This is a genomic window from Sphingobium sp. RAC03, from assembly GCF_001713415.1.
Taxonomy (GTDB): domain Bacteria; phylum Pseudomonadota; class Alphaproteobacteria; order Sphingomonadales; family Sphingomonadaceae; genus Sphingobium.
The window spans coordinates 66126-90414 of the sequence record NZ_CP016457.1 but is presented as its reverse complement, the minus strand read 5'-3'; the positions used below and the strand labels follow the sequence as shown (position 1 = coordinate 90414).

Genomic DNA, 24289 nt, shown 5'->3' with positions numbered 1-24289 from the left:
TCGTCACCGCCTTGCTCGCCGCCGGTCCTTTGGGGGCGCAGATGACGCTCGAGCAGGCGGGCGAGCAGGGCAAGGCCATGGGCAACGAGAAGAAGTCGGACTCGACGCTTGTTCCCCGCGACGATGCTCAAGCCGAGGCGGTGCCAGGGTATGCGGGCACGACCTTGCCTGAAGGCGCCTATTTCGACGATCCCGATAAACTGGAAGCAGCCGCCGCTTCGGCAAAATCGAGCAACGAGCAATATAAGATAACAACGGACGCCGCGCATACGCGACCAACCTTCAGCAACGACGAGATCCTCGCGACGACGGATCGCGCAACCCAGGTCGAGAACGACCCGTCAGCGTACCTCGACGGCGAGAACATTACGGGCGGCGCCGGCTCCTGCACGCCGCTGCCGCCCGGCGCAGGGGCCGACGGCTATTATGAAGCGACCTGTAACTCCGGTGCTAACATCGAGGAGTCGACCCCTTCATGCTCGGTCGGTCTCAACCACAGCTTCTCGACCACGCACGTCTACACCTGCGGAACAGCGTTTTTGACAAGCGAAGCGACGCGGTGCGTCAGATATGCGGGACGAAGGTGCCTTGAATATCAGACGGCGGTTACGTCGGTCGAGACGCACAATAGCTGCTCCGGCTTTGAAGCGGCACCGCAATGCACAATGTCGAACGAGGTCTTTGCCGATCAGCATCGGCGCATCACGGCGGGGCGGACCACCTATTGGTCGACCTCATCAGATCGGACCTATACCTGTTCGTCGGAAGCGTCCTCGACGCCGGGTGGCTCATCGACCCGGAGCTTTTGGAGGCGCACGGCGGCACCGCCCGTGTATGTTGGCCCGCAGCAGCATTATGAGGGGACTTCGCGAGACGAGAGTGCCTGCTCGCCGTACGCCGGCAACAGCGAATGCAGCCTTCAGCAAGAAGTTTGCACATCGAGCGATCCGGTGACTCGCGAGGTAGAAGGGGTCGCGATTACACAGCCGTGCTGGGCTTGGAACCGGACCTACACCTGTAACCACATCACCACAGGGAATGATTGCGCCGATCTCGAGGCAAACCGCTCGTGCACGTATCTGCGCGACGAATGCTTGGATGAAGACCCGGACGGCGGCCCGTGCAAGGTGTCGGAGAAGGTTTACAAATGCCCGACCCCGGGAGGCGTATCGGCTGACACGAGTCAGTATATCTGTGGCGACGACGTCTACTGCATCAACGGCGATTGCGAGCCGATCGTCCGCGAGGCATCGACCGAGTTCAAGGATGCGCTGGTTGCGCTCCATTCGATCGACCAGGCAGGCAAGGAATTCGACGAGACCAATTTCACGGTCTTCAGGGGGACGCGCGAGACTTGCCATAAGCCGGTCTTCGGCCTGATCAACTGCTGCGCGGGCAAGGTCTCGGGCGCTGTGCCGGTTGCGGCCGGTGCGGCCGCGCTGGCGGGCGGCCCGCTCGCAATCGCGGCTTTCGCCACGCCGTTCCTCACACTGTTCGCTTGCTCTCAGGACGAGATGAAGCTCGATATCAAGGATCGCATGGGCTTCTGCCACAAGGTCGGAACATATTGTTCGTCAAGCTTCCTCGGCATCTGCAAGACCAAGCGAACCGCCTATTGTTGTTTCGAAAGCAAGCTCAGTCGTGTGCTTCAGGAACAGGGCCGGGTCCAGCTCGGTAGACCATGGGGCGCGCCAAAAAAGGAACAGTGTGAAGGCTTCACGATCGAGGAGTTTGCCTTACTCGACCTGTCCATAATGGATTTCACCGAGGTGTATGCAGACTTCATGGATGCGGCCAAGCTGCCCGACGAGGTCGAAACGATGAGCGAGATTCAAGACAAGATACAGGCCTACTATGATCTCCACGGCAAATGACCTGCTCTCGTCAGGCGGCGGTTCGCCATGCGGCTGGGACATGACTGTGTTCCAGCTCGCGAGCTTCCTGTGCATCTATCGCGCCGAACAGCCCATGCGGATTGAGGAACTCTGTACGGTCCTGGCGGGCTGGTTCGAATGTGCCATCCCGCCGCAGGACGCAGCCGGACCAGTGGCGGACATGGTCGAGCGGGGATGGCTGATTCCGGTCGCCGACCGGCTGAAAGCCAGCAACGAAGGCCGGGAAGCGGCACGTCCGCTCATGAACGGGATTATCAGGATGCTCGACCACGGTACGCGGCTGATCGACGTGGCGCTGATGATGTCCGTCCTTCGGTTAACCAAGGGGGAGCTGGACAGTGGCAATGTCGATCTTTGAACCCGCAATCATCCTGCTAGTGGGCGCGCCGGTGCCGCAGATGGCGCCCGGCTCGCCACCAACTTCTATCCCGAGCGCTCTCCCCTGCGGCTCGTCGTGGCCCGCGAATGGCCTCGACTGCTGCTTTCACTACGCGACCTGGAAAGGACCATCTCCGGCCAGCGATCGCCCCACCCATTCCGCGCCCAAGTCCGTCGCCGCGGACGCAACCGACGAAAGGACGACAAGCGATGTCCAGACTCGCTAAGCTCTCGATGCTGCTCCTCACTTTGTCGCCGATCGGGCCGGCGGCATCGCTTCAGGCCCAGGATGCTTCCGCATCCAGCGACTCCCTCGAACGTGGTGGGAGCGGGGATGATTTCTACTGTGGTGAGCGCAAGCTCGGCCAGTGGTTCTATTGTGCCAAGCCGAAGCCGCCGGCGGCGAAGGAACAGTCGCAGCAGGCCCCGGCGACCAGCGCGGCCGAGCGAATGGCGGCGATTACCAAGCAACTCGACGAACTAAAGGCCCGCGCCATATTGGAGCCGTCCGAGGACAACGTGATCGCCTATGTCCGTTTCCAGCGCGAGCAGCTCGATCGCGCCTCGACCTTCTCTGACACTTGGCAGCGCGCGCTTTGGCAGAACCCGGATCTCGACTACACGCTGCAGCGGCCGGTCTCGACGATCGGCAAGCGTGCCTGGCTCGACAACCGCAAGGCTGATCGCGATGCTGTCCTGACGAACCTCAGCCAGCGCTACGGCCTCTTCTATTTCTATGCGCAGAGCTGCGGTGCGTGCGAGCTGTTTGCTCCGATCCTCAAATCGGTCGCCGACAGTCATCGAATGGCGGTGATGGCGGTCTCGATGGACGGTGGTCCGAATCGCGAATTCCCCAACTATGTGGTCGACTCCGGTCAGCGGGCACGAATGGGCGTGCCGGGCAACCAGACGCCGGCGCTGGTGCTGTTCGATACCCAGACCAAGCGGACGATACCCGTGGGATACGGCGTGCTGAGCGCTGACGAGATCATGGATCGGATCTTCATGTTGACCAACACCAAGGTTGGGAGCGACTATTGATGGAACAGGCTCGCAAAAGCGGCAGGATCCGCAAATTTCTCCGGCAATCCGCAGGGTGCTTGAGCCTGGTGGCGGCATCGCATTTCGCGCTGGTCAGCGTCGCGCATGCCGACGTCGCGTCGGAAATGAACGGGTTCTTCAACGACGCTGGCGGCGCTGCAAATGTGACCGGGCCAACTGCGTTCCAGGGCCAGTCGGCGGGCTACTATTCGTTGGGCAATGTCTGGACGCGCTTCCCGCAGAAAAGCGTGTCGCCATTCAACCTGCAGCTTCCGAGCGCGCGCGCGGGATGCGGCGGCATCGACCTGTTCAGCGGCAGCTTCTCGTTCATCAACGCATCGGAAATCGTCGCGATGCTGAAGGCGACGGCCAACAATGCGCTGGGGTTCGCCTTCAAGCTGGCGATCGATTCCGTGTCGCCCGAGATCGGCAAGGTCATGGATGAGTTCAGCCAGAAGGCGCAGCTTCTCAACCAGATGAACATCTCGAGCTGCGAAACGGCGCAGGCGCTCGTGGGCGGCATCTGGCCCCAGATGGAAACGACGCGCTCCACGATCTGCGAGGCGGTCGGCAACAGTCAGGGCGTGTTCTCCGACTGGGCGGCATCGCGCCAGGGCTGCAACAACGGCAACCGTCGTGACAGCACGATCGCCGGCAACACCGATGCGTCCATGAAGGATCAGCTGGTGGGAGAACCCCACAACTATACCTGGGAGGCGCTGAAGAAATCGGCCAAATTTGGTGCGTTCGACCAGTCCTTCTCCGAATATATTATGACGCTGGTCGGAACGGTCGTGACCACGCCGTCGACCGATCCTAGCGTCGGCGGCAAGGTCGTCATGTTTGGTCCGGCTGAAGAGGCTGTGGTGACAGCATTGCTCGATGGCACGGCCGATGCGCCCGCGGTCAAGATGCTCAAGTGCAACGACGAGAATTGCTACGATGTGGGCGAACAGACCCTCACGGTGCCGGCGTCCTCGGCGCTTCGGCCGCGCATCAGCACCATGATCAAATCCATGAGCGACAAGATCCGGACGGATACCGCGCTCGATGCGGCGGAAAAGCAGCTCCTCAACCTAGCGACGGTGCCGATCTACAAGATCCTCGCGGTGCAGGCCTATGCCCATTATGCGCTGACCGACGGTGAGATTCAGACGCTATCGGAGATCGTCGCGGTCGACCTTCTGGCAGCGATGCTCGACAATATGCTTGACCGCGTCGAGCAAGCGAAGGTCCACTACCAGACCTTCGATCAGGAAACTGCGACGCAGTGGAAACAGCAAATCGCCGCGACCCGGGCCAAGTTCGCCCAGCGCGATGTGAAGTTGAACAACAAGCTGCAGGTGACGATGCAGATCATCAACCGCAGCATCATGCTCGAGTCCACACTTCAAAACTCAATGACGCCCGGCATGTCGTCCGCGCTCAATTTCTCGCGCGGATTGAACGCGCAGGGCCTGATGTAAGGGCACGGGAGCAACGGCTATGCTGGAGGTCTTCACAGTTGGCGGAGGCGAGTATCTCGTCAACACCTTCAATGCGGTAGCTGCATGGTCGGGAGGAGGGGGCTACCGTTCCCTCCTCCGCGTCGTGATGGTGATGGGCCTCATCTACTCGCTGCTTGTCGTTGCCTTCACCCTCAACTTCCGCGCTTGGATGAACTGGTTTCTCCAAGCGACCGCCATCTACCTCTGCCTCATGGTTCCGACGATCAGCGTCAAGGTGACTGACCGGATCAACCCTTCGCTGGCGCCCGCGACGGTCGACAATGTCCCGCTTGGGCTGGGCGTTCTGGCGAGTTTCACAACCCAGGTCGGAGATTGGCTCACACGAACGGCGGAGACGGTCTTCGTCATGCCGAGTGAGCTGAACTACACGACCAACGGCATGGTCTATGGCGCGCGCCTCTTCGATGCGACGCGCAATTTCGTGATCCGCGACGCTGAGTTTTCGACGAACCTCGAGGAGCATTTCAAGAAGTGCCTGTTCGGCGACGTGATGCTCTATCAGAAGTCACTGACCAATCTCGCCACCTCGACGGACCTTTGGGCTGCGATCGGACCTGGCTCCGAGGCGCGCTCGCAGGAGTGGCTCGAGCGGCAGGGAGACGGGACCGTCCAAAGTTTCATCATTACCTGCAGACAGGCCTATCAGGCGCTCGACGCGCAGTGGACCCCGATGATCGAGGCGAACGCGCCGCTGTGGGGCAAGGAGCTTTATCCAAAGCTGAGCAACGCGCTGGCGGCCGACAAGCTCAAGCACGATCTGCCGATCGTCAACGCGGCTTTCACCGGGTCGGGGAGCAACTTCACCGAGGCGATGCGGCAGAACACGGCGATCAACGCCTTCATGCAGGCTCGCAACAGCATGGCTGGCGGGAGCGGGTCGGCCGCGATCGACACGTTCGCGCAGACGCGCGCCGACATTCAGGCCCGCAACACCTACAATTCGATCGCCCAGCAGGCGATGGCGTGGGTGCCGATCCTGAACATCGTGCTGACGGTCGTTTTCTTTGCGATGTTTCCGGTCATATTCCCGCTGTTCCTGATGCCGCAGACCGGCGTCAGTTCGCTCAAGGGCTATGGGATGGGGTTCTTCTATCTCGCCGCATGGGGGCCGTTATACGTTATCCTGCACATGATCTGCATGACGCGGGCGGAATCTGCCGCGGCCGGGGTCGCATCGGGTGGTGTGACGCTCGGCAGCTATGCCGGCATTGGCGCGATCAACGGCGAGACGGCGACGATCGCCGGCTTCATGCTCATGAGCGTACCCTTCCTGGCGGCGGGCCTCGCGCGCGGCGCGATGTCGATCGCCGGGCAGTCGATGTCGATGTTGGCGCCGGCGCAGAATGCCGCCGAAGCGGCGGCCGTGGAGCAGACGACGGGCAATTACTCCTACGGCAATGTGAGCTGGGCCAATTCGACGTCGAACATGCGGCAGAGCGATCAGTGGTCGACAGCGCCGAGCTTCATGGGTGGTGGCCCGAGCTTTGGGTGGCGTCAGGACAACGGCGCTGTGGTGTCCGGCTTTGGCAATGGGCAGGACGTCATCGATACCAGCGGCGCGATCTCGCGGCTCGGCTTCACGCCGACCATGAATACCGGCACGGTCGCGGAATGGCGGGAGATGGCCAGCGAGGCGCACCGGCAGGCGCAGGCCTATGAAAACGCGGCGAACGACGTCCTCACCAGTACGCATACCAATCGCAGTGCGTTCGGAACGTCCAGCGAGCGTTCGTCGGGGTGGGATTCGAGCAGCGGGCGGTCCACCAACACCTCAATTGATCAGTTTGACCGGACGACGGGAAGCAGCTCGCAGGGTCTCGAGGAGCGGTCGTCGACGGGACAAAGCCTGCGGGTTTCCAACTCGCATGACAGGGGTGCTCAGACGGTCGACCAGGTTCAAGGCGGTCTCAGCGCAGGACTCGGTGGTTCCGGAGGATCTGGTGGCGGCAAGGGCGGATTGGGTAGAGTACTTAGTCGCCTTCCGGGTGCCAGCCTTGGGGTCAGCAAGACCGGACAGCAGCAAGACTCGTTGCGGCATGGTACTGACGAATCCCGGTCGAGTGATAGTTCAAGCAATGCGTCGAGTGGTGTCCGGGATGAGCATTCCAGCGGGTCGGGTGCGACCACTTCTGACGGCACCTATGACCGCGATGGGGTTTTCAGCCGCGCGTCGCAGTCGTCGTCGTCGTCGGTCAGCACCGAGGACGCGCTCGCGCGGGCCAGGTCATATTCAGAGACGGCCCGAAAGCTCGAGGAGCTGTCGCAGTCGCTTTCGCGCGATGCCAGCTATGCCGAAACGCACGGGATGCAGCTCAGCGAGAACCTGAGCCAGGATCTTGCGCAGTGGTATCGCCAACAGCAAGCCACGAACCCCGGGCTGGATGCGCCCGAGCTGTGGGCGACAGACCTGACGGATCATCAGCGGTCGGTGCGGCAGGAGATGATTTCCCGTTGGATGCAGGAAAAGCGCGATGGGATCCGCGAGGAGATTCAAGGCCGGATCGATGCGCCCGATCTTGTTGACGTGCATCATACTGAAATCGGCAGCGCCGCGGAAGTTCGATCAACTTATCGGCCGCATGGTGTGTCCGGGATCCCGGCGGGACCCGGTGGCGGAAATCCGGGCGCAGCTGCGGAGATCATCGAAGCGGGGCGGGCGTCGCTGACCGACGACAGGGCCGCCGCGCAAGCGAGTCGCGCGAACAGCGTGCAGGGATCCGTGGACGTTCAATCGGAGGTGAACCGCGACCACAACCGCGGGTTCTTCAGCGATCCAGAATTAAGGAAGTGATCGCGGTGCTAGACCGCGAGCATAAAGTAAGCGATCAGGGCGATCAGCAGCCCATAAGCGACTGCATAGCCGATTATCCCGCCGCGAGGCGTCTGGCCGGTTTCATCGGTGTAGGGCGCAATTTGCGCCGTGTCGTCCTCGACCATCATGTAAACGGGGCCGCCAGGATTATCCTGGGTCGCCGCGTACATAGCCATGTCCAGCTTCTGCATAAGAACCTCCGAACCTCGCAAACATACGTGGTTCGAGGTCTGTTCACAAGCTGGTTGAGCGCGGAGATTTCCTGATGGCAGCCCGCTTCCGGGTGAAAGATCAGCGGGCGAATTCGTTCGAGCGTTTGAACTTGGCCGATGCGCTGGCGTTCGGCTTCTCTTGGATGCTGGTGACGGCAATCGGGCTTATGCCGATCATCGACACGATCTTGCAGCGGCCACCATCGATCTCGATGCAGGCCGCAATCGTGTTTTTCACGGCTGTCGCTAGCGCCGTCGTTCTTCGCCGGCAATATTCCTGGATCGGGCTGGTACTACACATTTTTGGCCAGATCTTAATTTGGCTCTCAATACTTGTGATGTCGCTGGCGATTGCGATCTATTTGAATGGCTGATGCCGCTCAGGCGAGCGGTACGGCTGGCAATTGCGGAAGAGGGGGACGCATCCGTACTGCGTGAGCACGCCGCGGCGCAGATTCGGCACGCCGTCGCCGCTCCCGGATTTCAGGCTTCGGCAGAACGGTGCTCGCCCCGCGCCGTCGCCCATACCTCGCGTGCCGCGTCGAGGTTCATGCCGGCGATCGCAAGTCCCACGACGACGTCCGGCCAGATCGAATACGTCCAGGCGGTCGCCAGCGCTGCACCGATGATAGCGATATTCGCGAAGGCGTCGTTGCGCGCCGAGAGGAACGCCGCCCGGGTCATGCTGCCGGCGTGATGGCGATAGGCCGCGAGACGAAAGGCACAGAACAGGTTCACCGCAAGCGCCCCGAGCGCTGCCAGTGACAGCGGGACCGGCGCTGGCGGAACAGGCGCATTGAATTTCTGCCAGAGCGTCCACAACAGCGCGAGTGCGGGCGCGAGCAGGATTGCCGACATTGCCATGCCAACCTTGGCGCGGCGGCGCATGCTCCAGCCGAGCGCCGCAAAGATCAGGAAGTTGACTGCCGCGTCCTCGAGAAAGTCAACGCTATCGGCGAACAGCGACACCGAGCCGATCTTGATTGCGACCGCGAACTCGACCCCGAAATAAGCGAGGTTGAGCAGCGCCACCAGGCGCACCGCGCGACGAAGCTGATCGTCAAGCGTCGGCATCTGGAGTCCCGGTGGCAGGCGCGAGCGCCTCCAATATGCGGCATTCGGCGACCGTTCCGCCGTCGCAGGATGCGATGAGCGCGTTCAGCTCGCGACGGAGCGCGGTCAGATCGGCGATCTTGCGATCGACCTCGCGCAGATGCTCGGTCGCGATCCGGTCCACCGTCGCGCAGTCGCGCGCGTGATCATCCGACAGGTCGAGCAAGGCCCGGACCTGCTCAATCGGGAAACCGAGATCGCGCGCGCGGCGGATGAACGAGAGCCGTGCAAGATGTCCGTCACCGTAGCTACGATAGTTCGAACTGGTCCGGGCGGGCGGCGGAAGCAGGCCGGTCTGCTCATAATAGCGGATCGTCTCAACCTTGGTCGCGGTCACTCGTCCCAGCTCGCCGATTCTCACCGCTTGACCCTCTAGTGGCTATAGGGTGCATATAGCGGGTCGACTCAGGGAAAGCGAGGCGACATGGCGGGTTGCGGATCATGCTGCGCGGAGACGAAGCGCATCGAGGACGCCGGTTGGCGGCGCGCGGTGTGGATCGCGCTGGCCATCAACATGATCCTGTTCGGGGTCGAGATCGTTGCCGGCGTGACGGCGGGATCGGCGGCGCTCAAGGCCGATGCGCTCGATTTTCTAGGCGATAGCGCCAACTATGCGATCAGCCTTGGCGTTGCGGGCATGGCCCTCACATGGCGTTCGCGGGCGGCGATGCTCAAAGGCTCGACGCTTTTTGCACTCGGCCTCTGGATCATCGGCAGCACAGCCTATGCAGCATTCACCGGCGCATTGCCGCAAGCTGAGACGATGGCGATCGTCGGGAGCCTCGCCCTGGCGGCCAACGCCGTCGTCGCGCTCATCCTTTACCGCTTTCGCTCCGGCGACGCGAATATGCGCTCGGTATGGATATGCTCGCGCAATGATGCGATCGGCAACATTGCCGTCGTGGCGGCGGCGCTCGGCGTGTTCGGTACCGGATCGGGCTGGCCCGATCTGATCGTCGCCGCAATCCTCGCGTCGCTTGGGATCAGCGGAGGTCTCCAGATCATGCGCCATTCCTGGGCTGAAATGTCAGGCGAGAATATCAAGGAGGAAATCGTTCCAGCGCTTCTCTCCAACTCTATCGAGACAAAATAATATGAACTTGGGAAAATCGACCTGGCATCCCGGCAGTTATAAAATCCAGCGCACGCGATTTGCGAATATCGCCCATACCGAGGATATTCTTCCGCCCGACCCGGCGCACGCGCAATGACGAACGAGCATTCGATGCATCTGTTCTCCACCCGTGAGCGGCTCAGCAGGAGATGCGATTGCTTGGATGACCCGGCAGTCGGCCATGCGCAGGCGGTCGCCTCAAGGCTGATCGGCTTTCTGCCCGTGCCCACGCCACCACTCACAATGTAAGCGTTTTGGGCCGTCCGCCCACGCGACTTGGCCCCTCGGATTATTTGCGCGCTGGGCAGGCTCCGATCATTTGGTCGGATGGGAGAGAGCGAGCTTTTTGCGTGGTGTACGAGGCTTGCGCTTTTCGGCGGGTGCAGCGGCCGCAGCCGGTTCCGCCACCTTCGCCTTGCGGCCAAGGCCGATCTTATGCGCCAGCGCTCGCCGAGTTTCGGCATAATCGGGAGCAACCATCGGATAGTCGGCCGGGAGATTCCACTTGGCGCGATAGTCCGCAGGGGTCATCTGATAATGGGTCATAAGATGGCGTTTAAGCATCTTGAGCTTCTTACCATCCTCAAGACAAATGATATATTCGGGCTTAACCGATGCGCGCACGGAAACCGCAGGCCGTGTCGGCTCGACGAACGGCTCCGGGGCCGATCCCAAGCCGGCCAGAGCGGAATGAACATTGCCGATCAATGTGGATAGGTCTGCGACGGACACACTGTTATTGGCGACGTGGGCAGCGACGATATCGGCGGTCAACGTAATAAGCGTGCTCGAGACATCGGCGGTGTCGGTCATGCGGCAGCTCCTGTTTTTGTCGACCTTGACCGCGCAGGCGATCGTTACACCACGCCTATCGGGCAGACCTCGTCTTGTGAAGACGTCTGGCTGCTCTTCAAATTAAATGGCGGTGATCCGGGCTGACAAATAGGCGCGGACTGGTTGAACGTCGTCGCCCTTCGTGGATCCTCGAAGCGCTCGCCTCCGACAAGGGACCTCAGTCCGGGACCAGTACCACGCCTGCGTAGCGCCGGGTCAATTCCATTGGCCCGTCTGTTAGCGAGAAATCCAAGTGCAACGAGCAGGAAGGCGAAATCGCTGGCGAGCAGCTGCATCGCGCAAAGGGGGCATACCGCGCAAAGCGTTGACGTTCGATGCGGATTTTCCCGTCGCCTTCGCTTCGGCAAAGGAGTGAGTTGCCGCGATGTAGTTCAGGTGGGTGGAAGAAGCCGATCCGAACTGGCAATGTCTGTTGGAGATTTTACGCGACGGTCGTCTTCGGTGCCAGTTACAATGATTTGAACAACCATTGGCCACGAAGGCGCCGGTCGCGGTTTGTCGTGCTATACCGACTCGAGATGTTGTCGGCCGGAGGGCTTGTCGAATGTCCCATGTCACGCTTTCTGCGACGCCAAAGGGCAATGGATATCAGGCGACGGTCAGTTTTGCCGGCGGCGTATCGCTGAGCTCAGCGGAAACCTATCCGTCGATCTCCGAAGCGGTCGCGGCCGCTGCTATGAGGCTGCTGTCGATGACGGATCGACTTGATGCGCTGGACGAATCCCCTGGGATGAGAGCAAGCGCGCCATTTTCGTGATCACTGCAGTGCCTTCCGGTCAAATCGATATCAGTTTCGGTTGAGGCCCATCTCGCGGCTCTGCAGCTTGCGCTTCCACAGCTGCTCGACGGCGATGATCTCAGCGGCGCTTAGCGCGGATCCGCTGACCTCGAGGATGCTCACCTGATAGTCGCTCGGATCGCTGCTCTTGAGCCCGATGTTGCCGCCGTGGCCATCGGCCGCATAGTTGAGCCAGCGGGCATGGAATCCGCCATCGCCGGTCGCTGAGCCCACATATTGCTCCCGCGTCTTCAGAGAAGAGAGGAGGTAGATCCCGCGGGCTGCGCGCAGGGCGGCGATCCAGCCCACCGGCATCGTCTCCACCTCGGAGACGAGCGCTATGAAATGCGTGTAGCCCGGAAACGCGTCCTCCCTGAACACGCGGGTGAGTTCGACGATCTCCTTGTTCTGGCGATCGGCACGCTGAACGCAGCTTCTCGTCCCCGCGCCCCATCCGATCGACAGGCGGCCGATGTAATCGGCCAGCCTGTCGGTCAGGCGTGTTTCGTAGCGATCGAGGCCGTCCTTGGTGAGGTCCGTGCCGGGTCGATCGAAAAGCGGATCGATCCAGCTGCTGTCGACCATGCTCACGCGCTCGGCCGAATAGAGCCCCACGAAGAGGGTCGTGCCGCTGGGCGGCACTACGAAGCTCGCCCAAAGCGGAGCGGCGAGGTTCGGCCGGTTCGCGCTGGTCTGCACACACTGGTACTCCTCGAACGCCGGCAGGCGATCGCGCCACAAGGCATAGGGCGTCCGTCCGCTCGGAGCCTTGGTCTGGTGGCGTAGGAGGCGGACCTGGGCAGGTTCGCAACCTACTTTGATGAGAAGGTCGGTGAAGGCGAGGATCACAGGAAGCGCTCTCCGGCGTGGTTGTTGAAGCGATCGGCGTCGCGGACATATTCGGACAGGATCTGCACGGTCTTGTGCCGGCTGACTTCCTGCAGCTTGAAGATCGTCGCGCCCTGGCCGGCGCCCTCGGTCAGGAAGCCTGATCGTAGCGAATGACCCGAGAACTCGCCGGGGTCATATCCCGCCGCCGCTGCATAGCGCTTGACGAGACGCGCGACGGCTTTGTCCGACATAGGGTCGTCGGTGAGCAGGTCGCTGCGGGTGAGGCGCCTGAAGAGCGGACCGCTCGTATGGCCGGCCGCGGCCATCCATTCGAGCAGCAAAGCCTTCGGTCGGATCCTCGTTCCTTCCGGAATGGCGATGGTCGCGCCTTCGCGGTCCTGATCGGTCTTGGAGCGGGCGACCAGGATCTCGAGACCCTTGGGAACGAGGCCGACATGGGCCAACTCGAGGGCGACGAGTTCGGAGCGCCGGAGCGCGGCCGCCATGCCGATCGCGAGCAGCGCCCGGTCACGGACCGCGCGTAAGCCGTCGCCTTGAACCTCGGCCAGCATGTTGCGCAGAGCAGCGGCGTCCGCCGGCCGCTTCTTGACCTTTCGCGTGCCCTTCTCGGCGCGGATGCCTGCCATGACCTCGGCGAGTCCGCCGGCGTCGGGCTGGGCGGTCGGCGCGGGATAGCCGCTCGCGCGGTGGTAGTGACCGATGGCGGCCACGCGCCGCACGATCGTCGAGGGGTTGAGACCGGCATCGGCCTGGTCCGCCGCGAAGGTCGCGACCTGGCCGGGCGACGCCGGCAGCGGCGTCAGCGCCAACTCCGCGCACCATTGCGTGAAGATCACCCAGTCGGAGGCATAGGCTTTGCGGGTCGCGGCCGATCTCGCGGCATTCGCGTAGGCGGTGGCGCGCTCGATCTTGCGATCGAGGATGTCGGGCAGGCTCGGCTCGGCCGACACGACCACGGGCAGGTTCGATGCGGGTCGTTCGCCGGCGTCGGCATCGTCATCGGGAATCGGGTCGTGCAAAGTCGGTGCCGCCGTCGAGATTGGCCAATTTTGCGCTTATGCCACCCTTCCGAATCGACCACCAGTCATGTCCGATAAAAAACATTATCGGACACACGTCTTCAGTGAGCGCTCCGTCTCGGCGGCTTCTAGTTCCGAGTTCCTCGACACGTCGGATAGCGGCTGCAGCCCCAGAACTGGTTCCCAGCGCGATGGCCTTTCCGAGCGGTCCGACGCCGCATCGACGATCCGCACGGTGGACAGCTTGGCGCTGATGCGCTTCCAGCCGGCGCTGAGCGAGGCGGACCACCTCGAGGTGGCACCGACGATGGTGCCTGCCGGGTCTGTATCGTAAACGGTGCAGCAGTCGGTACAGGCATTCCAAGCGCCTTGAGATCGTGTGCTGCCTGAGCGCGCTTTGCGAGCGCGTCCAGCAGAGCGGGATCGCCGTTCCGCGCACGGATTGCGACCTGCTGCGGCGCTGTGTTTAGCGCCGCCAAGGCAGAGCGTATCTTGGTCTGGAGATCGGCGCGCTTCGCGGCCCAGTTGGCACGCACGGCATTCTCAGACTGTACGTCGGAAGCGTCTGGAACCGAGCTGTAGCTGAACTTGTCTTCGTGCCCTTTGCGCCAGGCCAGCAGCTTCGCCGTCATCGCCTCACCAAAGCCGGGCACAGCGCGTACCGCGTTCGGCTTAATGTCCGCTGCGGTCTCGACGCCATAGGATGCGAGGGTCGCTGTTTTGGCCGGGCCGATGCCAGCGATGCGGGCACGGCGGATTAGAAAGCGATCGAGATACTCCTCCCGCTTCCGAGCTTCGCGCGACGCCTTCAACTTCTGGATGTTCTGCGCGAGGTCACGATCAAGGTCGCGGTACGATCGGATCCAGGCCTCGACGTCGGTCTTGACCGTGACCAGCTCGGTGAGGCCAAGCCGATCAACGAATCCTTGCTGAAGCGAACGAACCCGGGCGACCGCGTCATTGTAAGCCCTCTTGAACGGTGCCTGTTCGACCGATCCGCCGAAGAACCTGATGAGGCCGAAGATGCCGATGCCGATCCACATGATCGCGAAATTGGCGGCGGCCAGAAACCCGCCTATCGCGGCAAGCATAGCTACAGCCCCCAGGGCCCTATGCCCGATGCGTGCGCGGTTGGCTGCGGCAACCGCCTCGCTCGTGGCCGTAATCTGACCAGACCATTGTGGGAGCAACGAGGCTGGATCAGGCAATTTGATGGCCGCGAACTGCGCGGCGATACGCTCTACGTCGAAATGCCCACCGGCCGCGACGTGCGGGGTGGGCCCAAGCAGGTCGGGGAACATATCGACCCCGGACTGGCCAGCCACACGGCACCACAGACAGGATGACGCTGCTGACGGATAATAGTGCGTTCGTACCTTTCCGCAGTGGCTCAGCGCCTGCTCGAGTTCTTTCATCAGCGTTGCCCAGGTGACGGCACCGGGCCGAGCCGCCGGATTTCGACCGAAGGCTGCTTCGAATGCGGCGGCGATTTGGGGTGGGAAGTCGTTGAGGCTCACCGATCCGGGCGGCGGGGTCGCGCGCGTTTCGGATGCGCGTGCCTGCGAAAAGGCGAAGCGATGCTGTGCGATCGCGTCGCTCATCGAAAGGTCACCACCGGAGAAGCGGCCGGCATAGGGGTGCTTTCCCATTGCCAGCAGGTGGAAGATTGCCACCGCCAGGCCGAAATTGTCGTGCGCTTCAGTGCGGCGGACAGACGATAGATCGGCACCGTGCAGTTCGGGCGGCGTGAAATCGGGCACGCCGACCACGCACGGGAACAGCTTTCCGTCTTTGGAATATTGAAAGCTGTCCGCATCGATGAGCGAGACCGTCGCCTCGGTCGATACCAGGACACCAGAATGATTGAAGTCGCCGATGACGCAGCCGCTCTGATGGACCTTCACCACCGCACTGGACACGTTGAGGGCCGCGCGCACGAGGAAGCGGTAATCAGCCTTCGGGAAATGGGCTTTGCGAGATTTAGGGCCGTAGAGTTCGTGGATCGGCCGGTAGCCAGATACGAGGCGCATCAGGAAGCCGAGGAAGCCTCCGCGACCGTCGGTCGCGATCGCAGCCGGGAACGCCACCAATTTCGCGGTGTCGGCAAGGTCAGCAAGGACCATCGCGCGAACCTTCGGTTCCCGTTTCGCCCGCAGCTCGTCCTTGTAGATTTTGACGGCGCTGTCGGGCTTGTTCTCGACGGCGAAGACCTCACCTTCGCCCCCCTTGCCGATGCGCTTGCCCAGCGCGAATGGCCGACCATCGATCTTGATCGCAGGCTGGGTCACCCCCGCGATACCAGTACCAGCGTCTTGTCATCGTCAGTGCGGTCGCAGATGGCCGGGCCGTCGAGGTAACGTCCCAAAGCCGCCGAGAGGCCGATAAGTCGCCCACGCTCAGCCGCCTGGTCGACCGGTTTGATCATCGGATCAAAGAAGCGCGCATGAGGCTCTTGGTGGGCATGGTGCAACGCGATGCTCTCGATCCCGTCGGAAAACGCCGCGAAGGCGTCAAAGTCGCCGGCGGCTTTGCGAGCGATCTGGAGGCGCGGTTCTGGATCGTCAGTCACGAAATAGGTGGTGGACGCAAACTCGCCATTTTCGGGCCAGCAGATCGCCTCCCACTGCCCTTCCTTCCGCGCGACCAGGGCGCTGTCTCCGATCTGCAGCGCGAGCAGTTCCTCTCCACGGACGACAAGGGCGATCAGCGTCGAGGCGAATTGGCGCTTTGTGAGCTCCCGTTTTTCCGCAACGAGTGCGATCCGGTCCCTAACGAGATCGATCCACTCGTGGATCTGATCGTCGGACGGCAGTCCTTCCTCATCGGAGATCCATCCGCAGACGGCAGTCGACAACATCCGGCAGACCAGGGAGGCGCCCTCGCCGCCATGGCTGGAGCTGCCGGCTCCGTCCGAAACGATCACGCATAGCGCATCAGGCCCGGGCACCTTGACGGTGTAGGCGTCTTGTTTCCGGGTGCCGGCTCGAAGGTGCGACGTTCCGATCCTCGAGGCGGCGGCCCAGCGCCACCGCCCGAGATCAGCCGGCAACGGCCCAGCCGTCCGGTGCCGTGGGATTGGCAAGCGGCACGGCGTCGCCAGGATTGGACTGCGAGACGGCGCTCAGCGAGCTTGAGAGCCACTGGAACAGTTCCCGGAAGGCGAGGCCACGAAGTTTGAGCGGCGCACGCGTGGCGATCTGGGAGAGGACCGACATGTCTGCGCCCTCTACGCCTGCCGAGTAGAACATGAATTCCTTGCGCTCTTCGCCCGCATGCACGCGGCGCTTAGCTTCCTGCCAGTCATCCGTGGGCGCGCCGTCGGTGATGAGGAATATCCATGGGCGGTAATATTTGATGCCGTTCGCGCGGTACCGGTCTTTCCGTTCCCCCGGAAGATTGAGGGCCGAGACCACGGCCTCTCCGAGGGGCGTGACGCCGTTTGCCTCAAAGGCCTCAGGATACCAGCCGTCGACGGTGGTGAAGTCAGTTCGGGTCTGGACGGGGCCGAACGTGATGATCGCCAGCTCGACGCGCTTTGCCGCCATGGCGTCGCCGATTAGCTCTTCCTTGAATTCGATGAGAGCCTGGTTGAGCTGATCGATCGGCGCGCCGCGCATCGAGGACGAGGTATCGATCAGGAGGACGCATGGGCAGCGCTGCTCAGGGTTCTCGGCAAACTCGGCATCGGCAAATGGCTGCTGTTCAAAATCGTCCACGAATCAGTTTCCCCCGACCAATAGTTGGTTTCGTTTTAGCCACAGCGGCGCAATCGGCCCAGTCCGATGGCGAGCGGTGGTCACCTTTCCCGGCCCGCTGAACGTTGCCCGGCGCTCTAACGGGCTCATCCAGCCGGGTGGTGGCGCGCTGAATATCATGAGGCAGCGAGCATCTTCCCCCTCCAACGCTCTATGACGTCGTCGAAATTGACCTCGCGCCATCCCGCATTCCACTCCTGGAGATAATTGACGCTTCGCGAATGCGGCTCAGGCACCGGCAAGGCGAATCGTCCGACGGTCGGCATCAATGGCGCATCCCCGACTGTAAGGAATTCGCCTTGACCGAGGTTGGGAAGGAGGTCGCCAATCCCGGCAGACAGGTCGGGAAGCAGCGATTTGATATAGCTTTGATCGACCGAATTGGTGAGTCGTAGAGCAATGAAGTTGCTGCATTGCGAGAAGATTGTCTCTGAGACCTCCGACGGTCTCTGACTGACAACCATCAGCGTCACCCCATATTTTCGACCCTCTTTGGCGATGCGCTCGATCGATTTCCTGGAAGAGTCATACTGAGCACCGCCGGATCGAGGCACATAATTATGCGCTTCCTCGCAGACGATCATGATGGGGACGTCGCTGACCTGGCCGCCCACATGTCGGCTTTTCGAATAATGGAATCCGAAGTCGAAGATCATTCTGGAAATGAGACTCACGACGATACTCAGGACCTCGAATGGGATCCCGCTGAGGTCCACGATGGAGACGTTCGATTTCGTGAGGTAGCCGGTGAATTGTCGCACCACGTCCGCAAAGTCACCGGTCGATAACGGGCTACCATCGGCTTTCTGCGGATAGAAGAGGAAGCGAAGGCGCGGATCTGCGAGACGGGTACGGAGCCGGAGGATAAGCCGATCGAACTCGCCGTGGAAAGGACCATTCGACGCCTTCGTCGCGGCCGCGGTGGACGAAACCACGAAGCTCTGCGCTGCATTGAAATAATACGCGTCTCTGTCCGCGATAAGCGTTCCGTCAGCCAGCTTTGGCTTTCCTTCATCGGGCAACTTGCCGATGACCTCCGAGTTCATATTCTCCAGATAGGTCACCACCTCGTCGACAGAAAAGTAAACCGGGCTATCGAACGACACGTTTGAAAGTCCGGGGTTATGCCGACATTTGTTCCGCACGACGGCATGGCGGAATTGCGAAACTTGGTTGTGCGAGTTGAGTTCGTTGCTCTCGATGAACATCTCCTCCAGTTCCTGGGCATTCATCAGCCAATAGGGCAGTCGGAGAGTGTCCACGTCGAGCAGGTTGAGTGTGAAACTCTCCTCGTCGGCAAGCCGAAACGCTGCAGCATACTCAGCATGGATATCGAAGATCACGATATGCGCGTTCTTTTGCGCGGCTTTATGGCTGTTCGCCTTGGACTCGATCCCGACCACCGTCTGAAGGATCTTGGCAACGGCGCATGACTTGCCGGATCCAGTCGAACCGACCACGGCGACATGCTTGCTGAAAAACCGGTCGCCATCGATGTCGAACCGGACTTCAGGGGCGATGCTGAGTGTACCCAGCGGAAATGGGGATTTGATCTGGTCCGAAAAGATGCTGCTCAATACCTCTGGAGGAGTGACATAGGCAAATTCGGTCGGTACCGGCAATGAATGTGAACCGCGGGTGAATTCGCTCTCGTCAGACAAGGTCCCGATGGGTTGCGTGTCGACCTGAAATCGAAAGGCGACAGCCTCGACTTCTCCGCCGACCTCGGCATCACCAGAGCCATGAGAGCGCTCGGTATGAGACGCGCGTACCGCCGTGATCGTGCTCAGCAGGTGCAGACTGTTGCCCGAGGCGATCAGGAGATATTGCCCTACGCCGAGCTTCGACTTGTGCTTTTCGAACTCCTCCGCACCGCTGATTTCAATTCGAATAAGTGAGGGCGAGCTGTCGGTCACGCAGCCGATTGGGGCTCCAAGCTCAAGCATAATCGTTCCTTAGCTGAAGCGCGTATTCCAGGTCGGAGAGACGCTCGATCTCGAATTTGTGAACGTTGACGTCCGGATGGTCCCAGTCGTCATCTGCGATGTTCACGAGGAACAGGTCATCCGGTCGCTTCGGGCCTATTTCGGTCACGACCGAGCGCTTCGCCAGCCTCACCCTAAACTCGAGCTCGTCTGGGCTTTTCCGTCGCATCGGCTTTCGGAAAAGTTCTGTGGGCCGAAACTCGGTGCCGCCCACCAAGCCGTTGGCACATCGGAGGCCGACGTCGTGCAGTCTCGTCTGCAATGCGCCGACGTCATATTCTCCCGTGATCGCGAAGAGCGGCGGGTTGGCGTGCAGATATTTGAAGCTGTAGCGCTCGCTGAACTTCTTGATAAATCTGACTATCTCGCCGTCAAAGTTGGCGATCATCGTCGGATCGATGACGAAGTGCCGCCCTCGTGAATTCTGGCCGAGCGAGAATTTGAGATCCTTGCGCAATCGCTGAAAAATTTTGGCACGGGTCGCAAGCTCGCGAGTCCAGCGCGTGAAGGTGACCTGCCGCACATCGTGCAGCGCCGTGATGAAAGCCGACGGCTCAACCGTCCGCTCCGCCGCTGTCGACCGAGTAGCTAGGTCGACAATGCGCTGGAAGGCGTTCGGATATACGATCGCATCGACGTCTTCGGACGAGAAGCCCTTTGCGTTCAGCGACGCTAGGACCGTGTCCTGAAGCGCCTCGCAAGTAGGCCCAAATTCGATCGAAAACCGGCTCAGAAACAGGTCCAGATCCGCTCCGGGCGCGAGGCGTGCCACAATCGCCTTTAGGGGCACGGAATTGGTGGCGAGTACTGTTTCCAGCTCTGCGCGCGTTAAGGATTGTGACCCGGACGAACCAGGAAAATAGCAAAAGAGCCTGTAATGAACCTTAGGAGGGGCGCTATGATGCGAGAAGTGCTCCAGCATCAGCAGGATTGGCTTGTAGACCTTTCCTAGTGTGAACTTCTCAGCCTGCTCGTGATATTTGCATTGAACGGCCGTCGTCAGGTCCGGTGTCGTGACGTCGATGTCCTCGATCGCTCCCTCGATCGTTATTGTAGCGCCGTCAGTCGCAGCGAGGATCTCCGAAAGATATCGGAGAAACTGATAAACGTAACCCTTGATCGAATATTCGGCAGTCCGCGCCACGAGCACTCATCCCCCTATGTTGAGGGTGGGCCGCTGGTCCCAACCGGTCAAGGAGAGTTCAGGCCGCCGACGCATTGAGGCGGTCTTTCAAAATGATGGAAGAAAGGCTGATCCGGTTCGCCGCGACATGGCGGAATGTCCGATCGCGGCAGGTCAGCAGGATGACCTGCATCCGCTCGGCCGCCTCGCTCAATATTTCGACCATCAGGTCGAGCCGGGCATCGTCGGCATAGACGAGCGGATCGTCCAGGATCAGCGATACCGGCCGGCCCTGTTCAAGAAGCATATCCGCAAACGCGATCCGCGTTAGCACCGCCAGCTGCTCCTGTGTGCCGCGCGACAGATCGCCGCACCCTTCGCTGATCCCGCCGCGCACGACAGCTTCGAGGGTCAGATCCTCTGAAAAGCTAAGGTCGCATCCCGGCAAAAGCCGCTCGATATGCCGTTTCGCCCGTTTTGCGACCGGGCCGACGAACTTGGCTGACGTCTCGTCGCGCGCTTCGTCGAGCGTATCGCGCAGCAACTTAAGCGTGTCGGCCTCCTCAGTGATGCGCTGCAGAGCCGCGCGTGCCGCCTCCGCCTCTTCGCGAGCACCAGCCTCCCGATCGGCGAGACCTTTGCCTCCCTCGCTCTCGATGGTCCCTTCCAGTCGGGCGACTTCCATCTCGAGTTTGGTGCGCGCCTCCCCCGCTGCCTTGGTCCGGGCGTCGATTGTCTCGATTTTCCGCGTGATCGCCGCCGGGTCGTGCGCGGTAGCATCGCGTGAGGCCTGCTCAAGCCTCACAGCCGCCTCGGCAGTCTGCTCGCGGGCACGAGCGACATCAGCCGCAAGAGTTGGGAATTCCGGGCGGCCCTCAATCGTCTCGATCTGGGTGCTGGCGTTGGCGAGAGTGCTGGCGGCGCCCGCTTCCGCGCTGGCCAGCGGCGCATCCTCCTGTTCGATGCGGCCGAGGGCTTCGACAGCGCTTTCCTGAGCACCTTCGGCGCGAGCAAGCGCAGTATCGGCTGCTTCCAGTGTCATGGTGAGGAGCGCGATATCCGGGAGTTCAGCTGGGACCGTATCAGCATCATTGACCAATTCGACGAGGAAAAGCTTGAGTGCGTCGGCGCCGGCAGCGAGCCCGATACTGTCGTCGGCCGGCGTCACGGCGGCGATGCGCGCCGCGATTGTACGCAGCTCGCTTGCGGCATCCCGCGCAGCATCGTTCCGTGCGCGTGCCGCCGACAGGCTCGCAACCCCCAGTTCCGCAAGCGCGGACTTTTGTCTTTCCAGCGCCGTGGAGAGCGCTCCTTCGGCACTTGCCGCCCCTGCCGGTGGTATGATGATCAGCTCGGCGTTGCCGAGCCGAACACGGGTTTCGCCAGTCAGGACTCGTTCGCCGAGCGCCATCGGCTCGCCGTCGATCAATATGCCAGCAGCATCGCCTGACAGGGCGATCCGCGTGGCGCCCGCCGCCTGCAGTGCGCGCGCTTCGGCGAGAAGCCGCTCGTTAGCCTCGATCGTCTCCATGGTCTTTGCGGCAATAAGCGTCGTTGCAAGGGCTTTCGCCTCGTCCTGAAGCCGTTCAAAATCGACAAGTTCGGCGTGCCGCTTGCGTGCCGCGGCAACGGCAGTCCTGCGACGCGATGCGCGCAGAAGCTCCTCACCCGTGCTGAGCGCGCCCCAAGCTTCCTGCCGCGCAGTTCGCGCAGCCCCCAGGGCGCTGCGGGTATCGACAAGTCTTTGCTGCGCCGTGGTCAAGCCATCGCGGACGTCGGCGCGGCGCGCGCGCGCTTGCCCGAGGGCGAGTTCGGCGCTGTCGCGCTCTTTGATCGCCTTGCGATGACGGTCGACGAGATCTTCCAGGCCGCGCATCTTCGCGGTGACGGCTTCATGCTCGGCCCGGCGCGTGGCGAGGATTTGCGCGGCCGCGCGCGCGGTCTCAAGGGAGGCGGAAAGATCCTTGCGCGTCTGGGCATCCGTGTCGTCGGCGATCTCGCGGTGAAGGACCTTCAGCCTGGCGCGCGCGGTTTCGAGGTCGGAGAACGTCCTTTCCAGTCCGGCTAGGCGTTCAGCGGCGTCGCGCGCGGCCCCTTCGGCCAGCTCGACACGCTCTCGCGCCTCGTTCTGTCGTCCTCGTTTTTGCCCGGTTGGAGACCAGTACCGTCCGAATTGCTCGTCGATCCTGGTCCGGACGCGCGTGTAGGCGGGGCCACCCATGATCGAGCCCACCTCGGCTTCAAGCGTCGATCGGACCGTGTCGCGGACGATTTGTCCTGGCGCGGTGACGGCGAGCGCGTCGGCCTGTGCCACCCAGAGGAGCCCCAGAGCACCGTATGTCCCGGCATCGCCCTTCTGGCTGGTGTCGCGAACCGACCCGAGAAGTGCGTGGAGGCGAGCTTCGGCCTCTTCGCCCTGAGCCTTGCCCTGTGGCCCGGTGACTTCGATCGAGGCGCCCCGCAGGAAGCGCTTTGTCACAGTCCACGGTGCACCATCGGCATCGAATGAAACCCGGATTTCCGGACCGACGGCTTCACCATAAGGGGCGAACGACTGGGCAAGCTGGTTCTTGGTACCGTGGCGCACGAAAAACGCGGCGCGAAGCGCCTCTAACACTGTCGACTTACCGGTTTCGTTGGGTTCGATAACGATGTTCAGACCGTCGGTCAGGCCTTCGATCGCCATCGGCTCCCGAAATTTACGAAAGCCGTCGACGGCGATCCGGCGCAGGTACAGGCTCATGCCCTGTCCTCCCGGCTATATTCGACGAACAGGCGCTCCAGCGCCCGCTTCGCGATCGATACATCTGGACCGCCAGTCTCCACTAAGGCGGAGAGCTTCGCCGCTGCCACGCCGAGCATGCCCTCTACCAAGAGGCTTGCAAGATCATCCTCGCTGGGGCGGCCGACAAGGTCGGCGGCCCGAACGTCGAGATAACGGACGCGGTGCCCGACGTCGTTTTCCAGTCTGCCAAGCATCCCGACCCGGTCGGTGAGGCTGGTGATTCCGGCCAGGGATAGCTCGAGGAGCGTTGACGGTGGATCGATAGATGCCAGCAATTGGCTACACTCGGCATCGAAGCCGGCCTGGTCGTTCACCATCCAGCTCTGCCTGATCCACTGGAAACGTCCCGTGCGGATCGGGGTAACGGACGGTTCGCGACCCTCGTCAACGTCGACGAGCAGCACATGGCCGGGGTCGTCCCGCTGGAAACGATCGGTTTCGGGGGTGCCGGCGTACCAGGTGCGCGCATCGACGTTGAGCGTCCCATGCCAATCACCGAGCGCAAGATAACTAAGGGAAGAGCGACGGGCCCGGTCGGGAGCGATCTGGTTTTTGGTCTCGCCTTGGGTGCCGAAGTCGCGAATCGATCCGTGTGCGAGGCCGATGCGGATACGAGCGCCAGGTGTTTCCATGCTGTCGAAGCGCTCGGTAGGATCGTCGAGATTGTGGCGATGCGTGAGCGGTGCCGGCAGCAGCCAGACGCCCGGCTCGATCTCGTGAGGCTGCGCTTCTGACAAGACGGTAATGCGGCTACCGGCGCGTTGGCGCACGCGGTCCCAGAGGCCGCCATTGCGCGCAAAGTCGTGATTGCCCGGCAGGAGCCACCACTTGCAGCCATAGCGCTCCATTCGGGAGATCGCCTGGACGATCGTGCGGTCTTCTGGTCCCTCGGTGTCGAAGACGTCGCCGGCGACCAAGACATGATCCGCGCCGTGGCGAACTGCCTCCTTGCCGATAGCATCAATAGCGTCAAAGCGTGCCTCGGAGAGCGCGGCGCGTACCTCCGGCTCAAACCGGCCATATGGCTTTCCGAGCTGCCAGTCCGCTGTGTGAATGAGCTTCAT

At 62.0% G+C, this 24289-nt stretch carries 21 protein-coding genes; 8 read left to right on the top strand and 13 right to left on the bottom strand.

The genetic code is table 11. The features are described from left to right. Positions 1-41 precede the first annotated feature (41 nt). The 5 genes from BSY17_RS20435 (at position 42) to BSY17_RS20415 (ending at position 7613) form a co-directional block, all read left to right on the top strand. A complete protein-coding gene (locus tag BSY17_RS20435) occupies positions 42-1874 on the top strand; it encodes a conjugal transfer protein TraN (RefSeq protein WP_069067211.1) in 1833 nt (610 codons plus the stop codon). Then, positions 1855-2253 (top strand): hypothetical protein, encoded by a 399-nt coding sequence (locus BSY17_RS20430; protein WP_237236620.1) that lies wholly within the window; start codon positions 1855-1857, stop codon positions 2251-2253. The genes BSY17_RS20435 and BSY17_RS20430 overlap by 20 nt, the downstream gene beginning before the upstream one ends. A gap of 230 nt (positions 2254-2483) precedes the next feature. Then, a complete protein-coding gene (locus BSY17_RS20425; RefSeq protein ID WP_171899308.1) occupies positions 2484-3314 on the top strand; it encodes a conjugal transfer protein TraF in 831 nt (276 codons plus the stop codon). Positions 3315-3379: 65 nt separating this feature from the next. After that, positions 3380-4780, top strand: coding sequence for a conjugal transfer protein TraH (locus BSY17_RS20420; protein WP_069067209.1), 1401 nt, complete (start codon positions 3380-3382; stop codon positions 4778-4780). A gap of 19 nt (positions 4781-4799) precedes the next feature. Further along, complete coding sequence (locus tag BSY17_RS20415; protein WP_069067167.1) at positions 4800-7613, top strand: conjugal transfer protein TraG N-terminal domain-containing protein; 2814 nt, start codon at positions 4800-4802, stop codon at positions 7611-7613. Positions 7614-7621: 8 nt separating this feature from the next. Here the strand turns inward: BSY17_RS20415 and BSY17_RS20410 are convergent, their stop codons facing one another. After that, the gene (locus tag BSY17_RS20410) at positions 7622-7825 is read right to left on the bottom strand and encodes a hypothetical protein (protein WP_069067166.1); all 204 of its coding nucleotides are present in this window, start codon (positions 7823-7825) and stop codon (positions 7622-7624) included. A 74-nt stretch (positions 7826-7899) separates the two neighbouring features. On the opposite strand from BSY17_RS20410, the gene BSY17_RS20405 reads away from it, so the two are divergent. Further along, a complete protein-coding gene (locus BSY17_RS20405) occupies positions 7900-8220 on the top strand; it encodes a hypothetical protein (protein ID WP_069067165.1) in 321 nt (106 codons plus the stop codon). 109 nt (positions 8221-8329) lie between these two features. On the opposite strand, the gene BSY17_RS20400 is transcribed toward BSY17_RS20405, so the two are convergent. Both BSY17_RS20400 and BSY17_RS20395 read right to left on the bottom strand, forming a co-directional pair. After that, on the bottom strand, positions 8330-8920 hold the full coding sequence (locus BSY17_RS20400; protein WP_069067164.1) for a cation transporter: 591 nt from the start codon (positions 8918-8920) through the stop codon (positions 8330-8332). Beyond that, on the bottom strand, positions 8907-9320 hold the full coding sequence (locus BSY17_RS20395; protein ID WP_069067163.1) for a MerR family transcriptional regulator: 414 nt from the start codon (positions 9318-9320) through the stop codon (positions 8907-8909). Before BSY17_RS20395 ends, BSY17_RS20400 begins: the two co-directional genes overlap by 14 nt. A 63-nt stretch (positions 9321-9383) precedes the next feature. Between BSY17_RS20395 and BSY17_RS20390 the strand changes: the two genes are divergently transcribed. Further along, positions 9384-10052 carry a cation transporter gene (locus tag BSY17_RS20390; protein WP_069067162.1) on the top strand — a complete coding sequence of 223 codons (669 nt, stop codon included), beginning with the start codon at positions 9384-9386 and terminating at the stop codon, positions 10050-10052. A gap of 336 nt (positions 10053-10388) precedes the next feature. Here the strand turns inward: BSY17_RS20390 and BSY17_RS20385 are convergent, their stop codons facing one another. Continuing rightward, positions 10389-10886, bottom strand: coding sequence for a MucR family transcriptional regulator (locus BSY17_RS20385; protein WP_069067161.1), 498 nt, complete (start codon positions 10884-10886; stop codon positions 10389-10391). Between the two features lie 586 nt (positions 10887-11472). Here BSY17_RS20385 and BSY17_RS20380 point away from each other — a divergent pair. Then, complete coding sequence (locus BSY17_RS20380; protein WP_069067160.1) at positions 11473-11685, top strand: hypothetical protein; 213 nt, start codon at positions 11473-11475, stop codon at positions 11683-11685. A gap of 30 nt (positions 11686-11715) precedes the next feature. Here the strand turns inward: BSY17_RS20380 and BSY17_RS20375 are convergent, their stop codons facing one another. The 9 genes from BSY17_RS20375 to BSY17_RS20335 form a co-directional block, all read right to left on the bottom strand. Then, the gene (locus BSY17_RS20375) at positions 11716-12555 is read right to left on the bottom strand and encodes a GIY-YIG nuclease family protein (protein WP_069067159.1); all 840 of its coding nucleotides are present in this window, start codon (positions 12553-12555) and stop codon (positions 11716-11718) included. After that, a complete protein-coding gene (locus tag BSY17_RS20370) occupies positions 12552-13577 on the bottom strand; it encodes a site-specific integrase (protein WP_237236618.1) in 1026 nt (341 codons plus the stop codon). Before BSY17_RS20370 ends, BSY17_RS20375 begins: the two co-directional genes overlap by 4 nt. Positions 13578-13705: 128 nt before the next feature. Then, entirely contained in the window at positions 13706-15865 is a 2160-nt protein-coding gene (locus BSY17_RS21750) for a topoisomerase DNA-binding C4 zinc finger domain-containing protein (protein WP_069067158.1), read from the bottom strand. Continuing rightward, positions 15862-16626 carry a PP2C family serine/threonine-protein phosphatase gene (locus BSY17_RS20360; RefSeq protein WP_069067157.1) on the bottom strand — a complete coding sequence of 255 codons (765 nt, stop codon included), beginning with the start codon at positions 16624-16626 and terminating at the stop codon, positions 15862-15864. Before BSY17_RS20360 ends, BSY17_RS21750 begins: the two co-directional genes overlap by 4 nt. Continuing rightward, positions 16616-17293 carry a vWA domain-containing protein gene (locus BSY17_RS20355; RefSeq protein WP_069067156.1) on the bottom strand — a complete coding sequence of 226 codons (678 nt, stop codon included), beginning with the start codon at positions 17291-17293 and terminating at the stop codon, positions 16616-16618. The genes BSY17_RS20360 and BSY17_RS20355 overlap by 11 nt, the downstream gene beginning before the upstream one ends. 155 nt (positions 17294-17448) lie before the next feature. Beyond that, positions 17449-19278 carry an ATP-binding protein gene (locus BSY17_RS20350; protein ID WP_069067155.1) on the bottom strand — a complete coding sequence of 610 codons (1830 nt, stop codon included), beginning with the start codon at positions 19276-19278 and terminating at the stop codon, positions 17449-17451. Further along, a complete protein-coding gene (locus BSY17_RS20345; protein ID WP_150125864.1) occupies positions 19271-20461 on the bottom strand; it encodes a hypothetical protein in 1191 nt (396 codons plus the stop codon). Before BSY17_RS20345 ends, BSY17_RS20350 begins: the two co-directional genes overlap by 8 nt. A 58-nt stretch (positions 20462-20519) precedes the next feature. Beyond that, positions 20520-23183 (bottom strand): AAA family ATPase, encoded by a 2664-nt coding sequence (locus BSY17_RS20340; protein ID WP_069067153.1) that lies wholly within the window; start codon positions 23181-23183, stop codon positions 20520-20522. Beyond that, on the bottom strand, positions 23180-24289 hold the full coding sequence (locus BSY17_RS20335; RefSeq protein WP_069067152.1) for a metallophosphoesterase family protein: 1110 nt from the start codon (positions 24287-24289) through the stop codon (positions 23180-23182). Before BSY17_RS20335 ends, BSY17_RS20340 begins: the two co-directional genes overlap by 4 nt.

Excerpts from the sequence above, each read along its gene's own strand:
- BSY17_RS20385 (WP_069067161.1), bottom strand. The coding sequence starts at position 10,886 with ATGACCGACACCGCCGATGTCTCGAGCACGCTTATTACGTTGACCGCC.
- BSY17_RS20390 (WP_069067162.1), top strand. The coding sequence starts at position 9,384 with ATGGCGGGTTGCGGATCATGCTGCGCGGAGACGAAGCGCATCGAGGAC.
- BSY17_RS20380 (WP_069067160.1), top strand. The coding sequence starts at position 11,473 with ATGTCCCATGTCACGCTTTCTGCGACGCCAAAGGGCAATGGATATCAG.
- BSY17_RS20405 (WP_069067165.1), top strand. The coding sequence starts at position 7,900 with ATGGCAGCCCGCTTCCGGGTGAAAGATCAGCGGGCGAATTCGTTCGAG.
- BSY17_RS20340 (WP_069067153.1), bottom strand. The coding sequence starts at position 23,183 with ATGAGCCTGTACCTGCGCCGGATCGCCGTCGACGGCTTTCGTAAATTT.
- BSY17_RS20415 (WP_069067167.1), top strand. The coding sequence starts at position 4,800 with ATGCTGGAGGTCTTCACAGTTGGCGGAGGCGAGTATCTCGTCAACACC.
- BSY17_RS20435 (WP_069067211.1), top strand. The coding sequence starts at position 42 with ATGACGCTCGAGCAGGCGGGCGAGCAGGGCAAGGCCATGGGCAACGAG.
- BSY17_RS20350 (WP_069067155.1), bottom strand. The coding sequence starts at position 19,278 with ATGCTTGAGCTTGGAGCCCCAATCGGCTGCGTGACCGACAGCTCGCCC.
- BSY17_RS20430 (WP_237236620.1), top strand. The coding sequence starts at position 1,855 with ATGATCTCCACGGCAAATGACCTGCTCTCGTCAGGCGGCGGTTCGCCA.
- BSY17_RS20425 (WP_171899308.1), top strand. The coding sequence starts at position 2,484 with ATGTCCAGACTCGCTAAGCTCTCGATGCTGCTCCTCACTTTGTCGCCG.
- BSY17_RS20410 (WP_069067166.1), bottom strand. The coding sequence starts at position 7,825 with ATGCAGAAGCTGGACATGGCTATGTACGCGGCGACCCAGGATAATCCT.
- BSY17_RS20335 (WP_069067152.1), bottom strand. The coding sequence starts at position 24,289 with ATGAAGCTCATTCACACAGCGGACTGGCAGCTCGGAAAGCCATATGGC.
- BSY17_RS20400 (WP_069067164.1), bottom strand. The coding sequence starts at position 8,920 with ATGCCGACGCTTGACGATCAGCTTCGTCGCGCGGTGCGCCTGGTGGCG.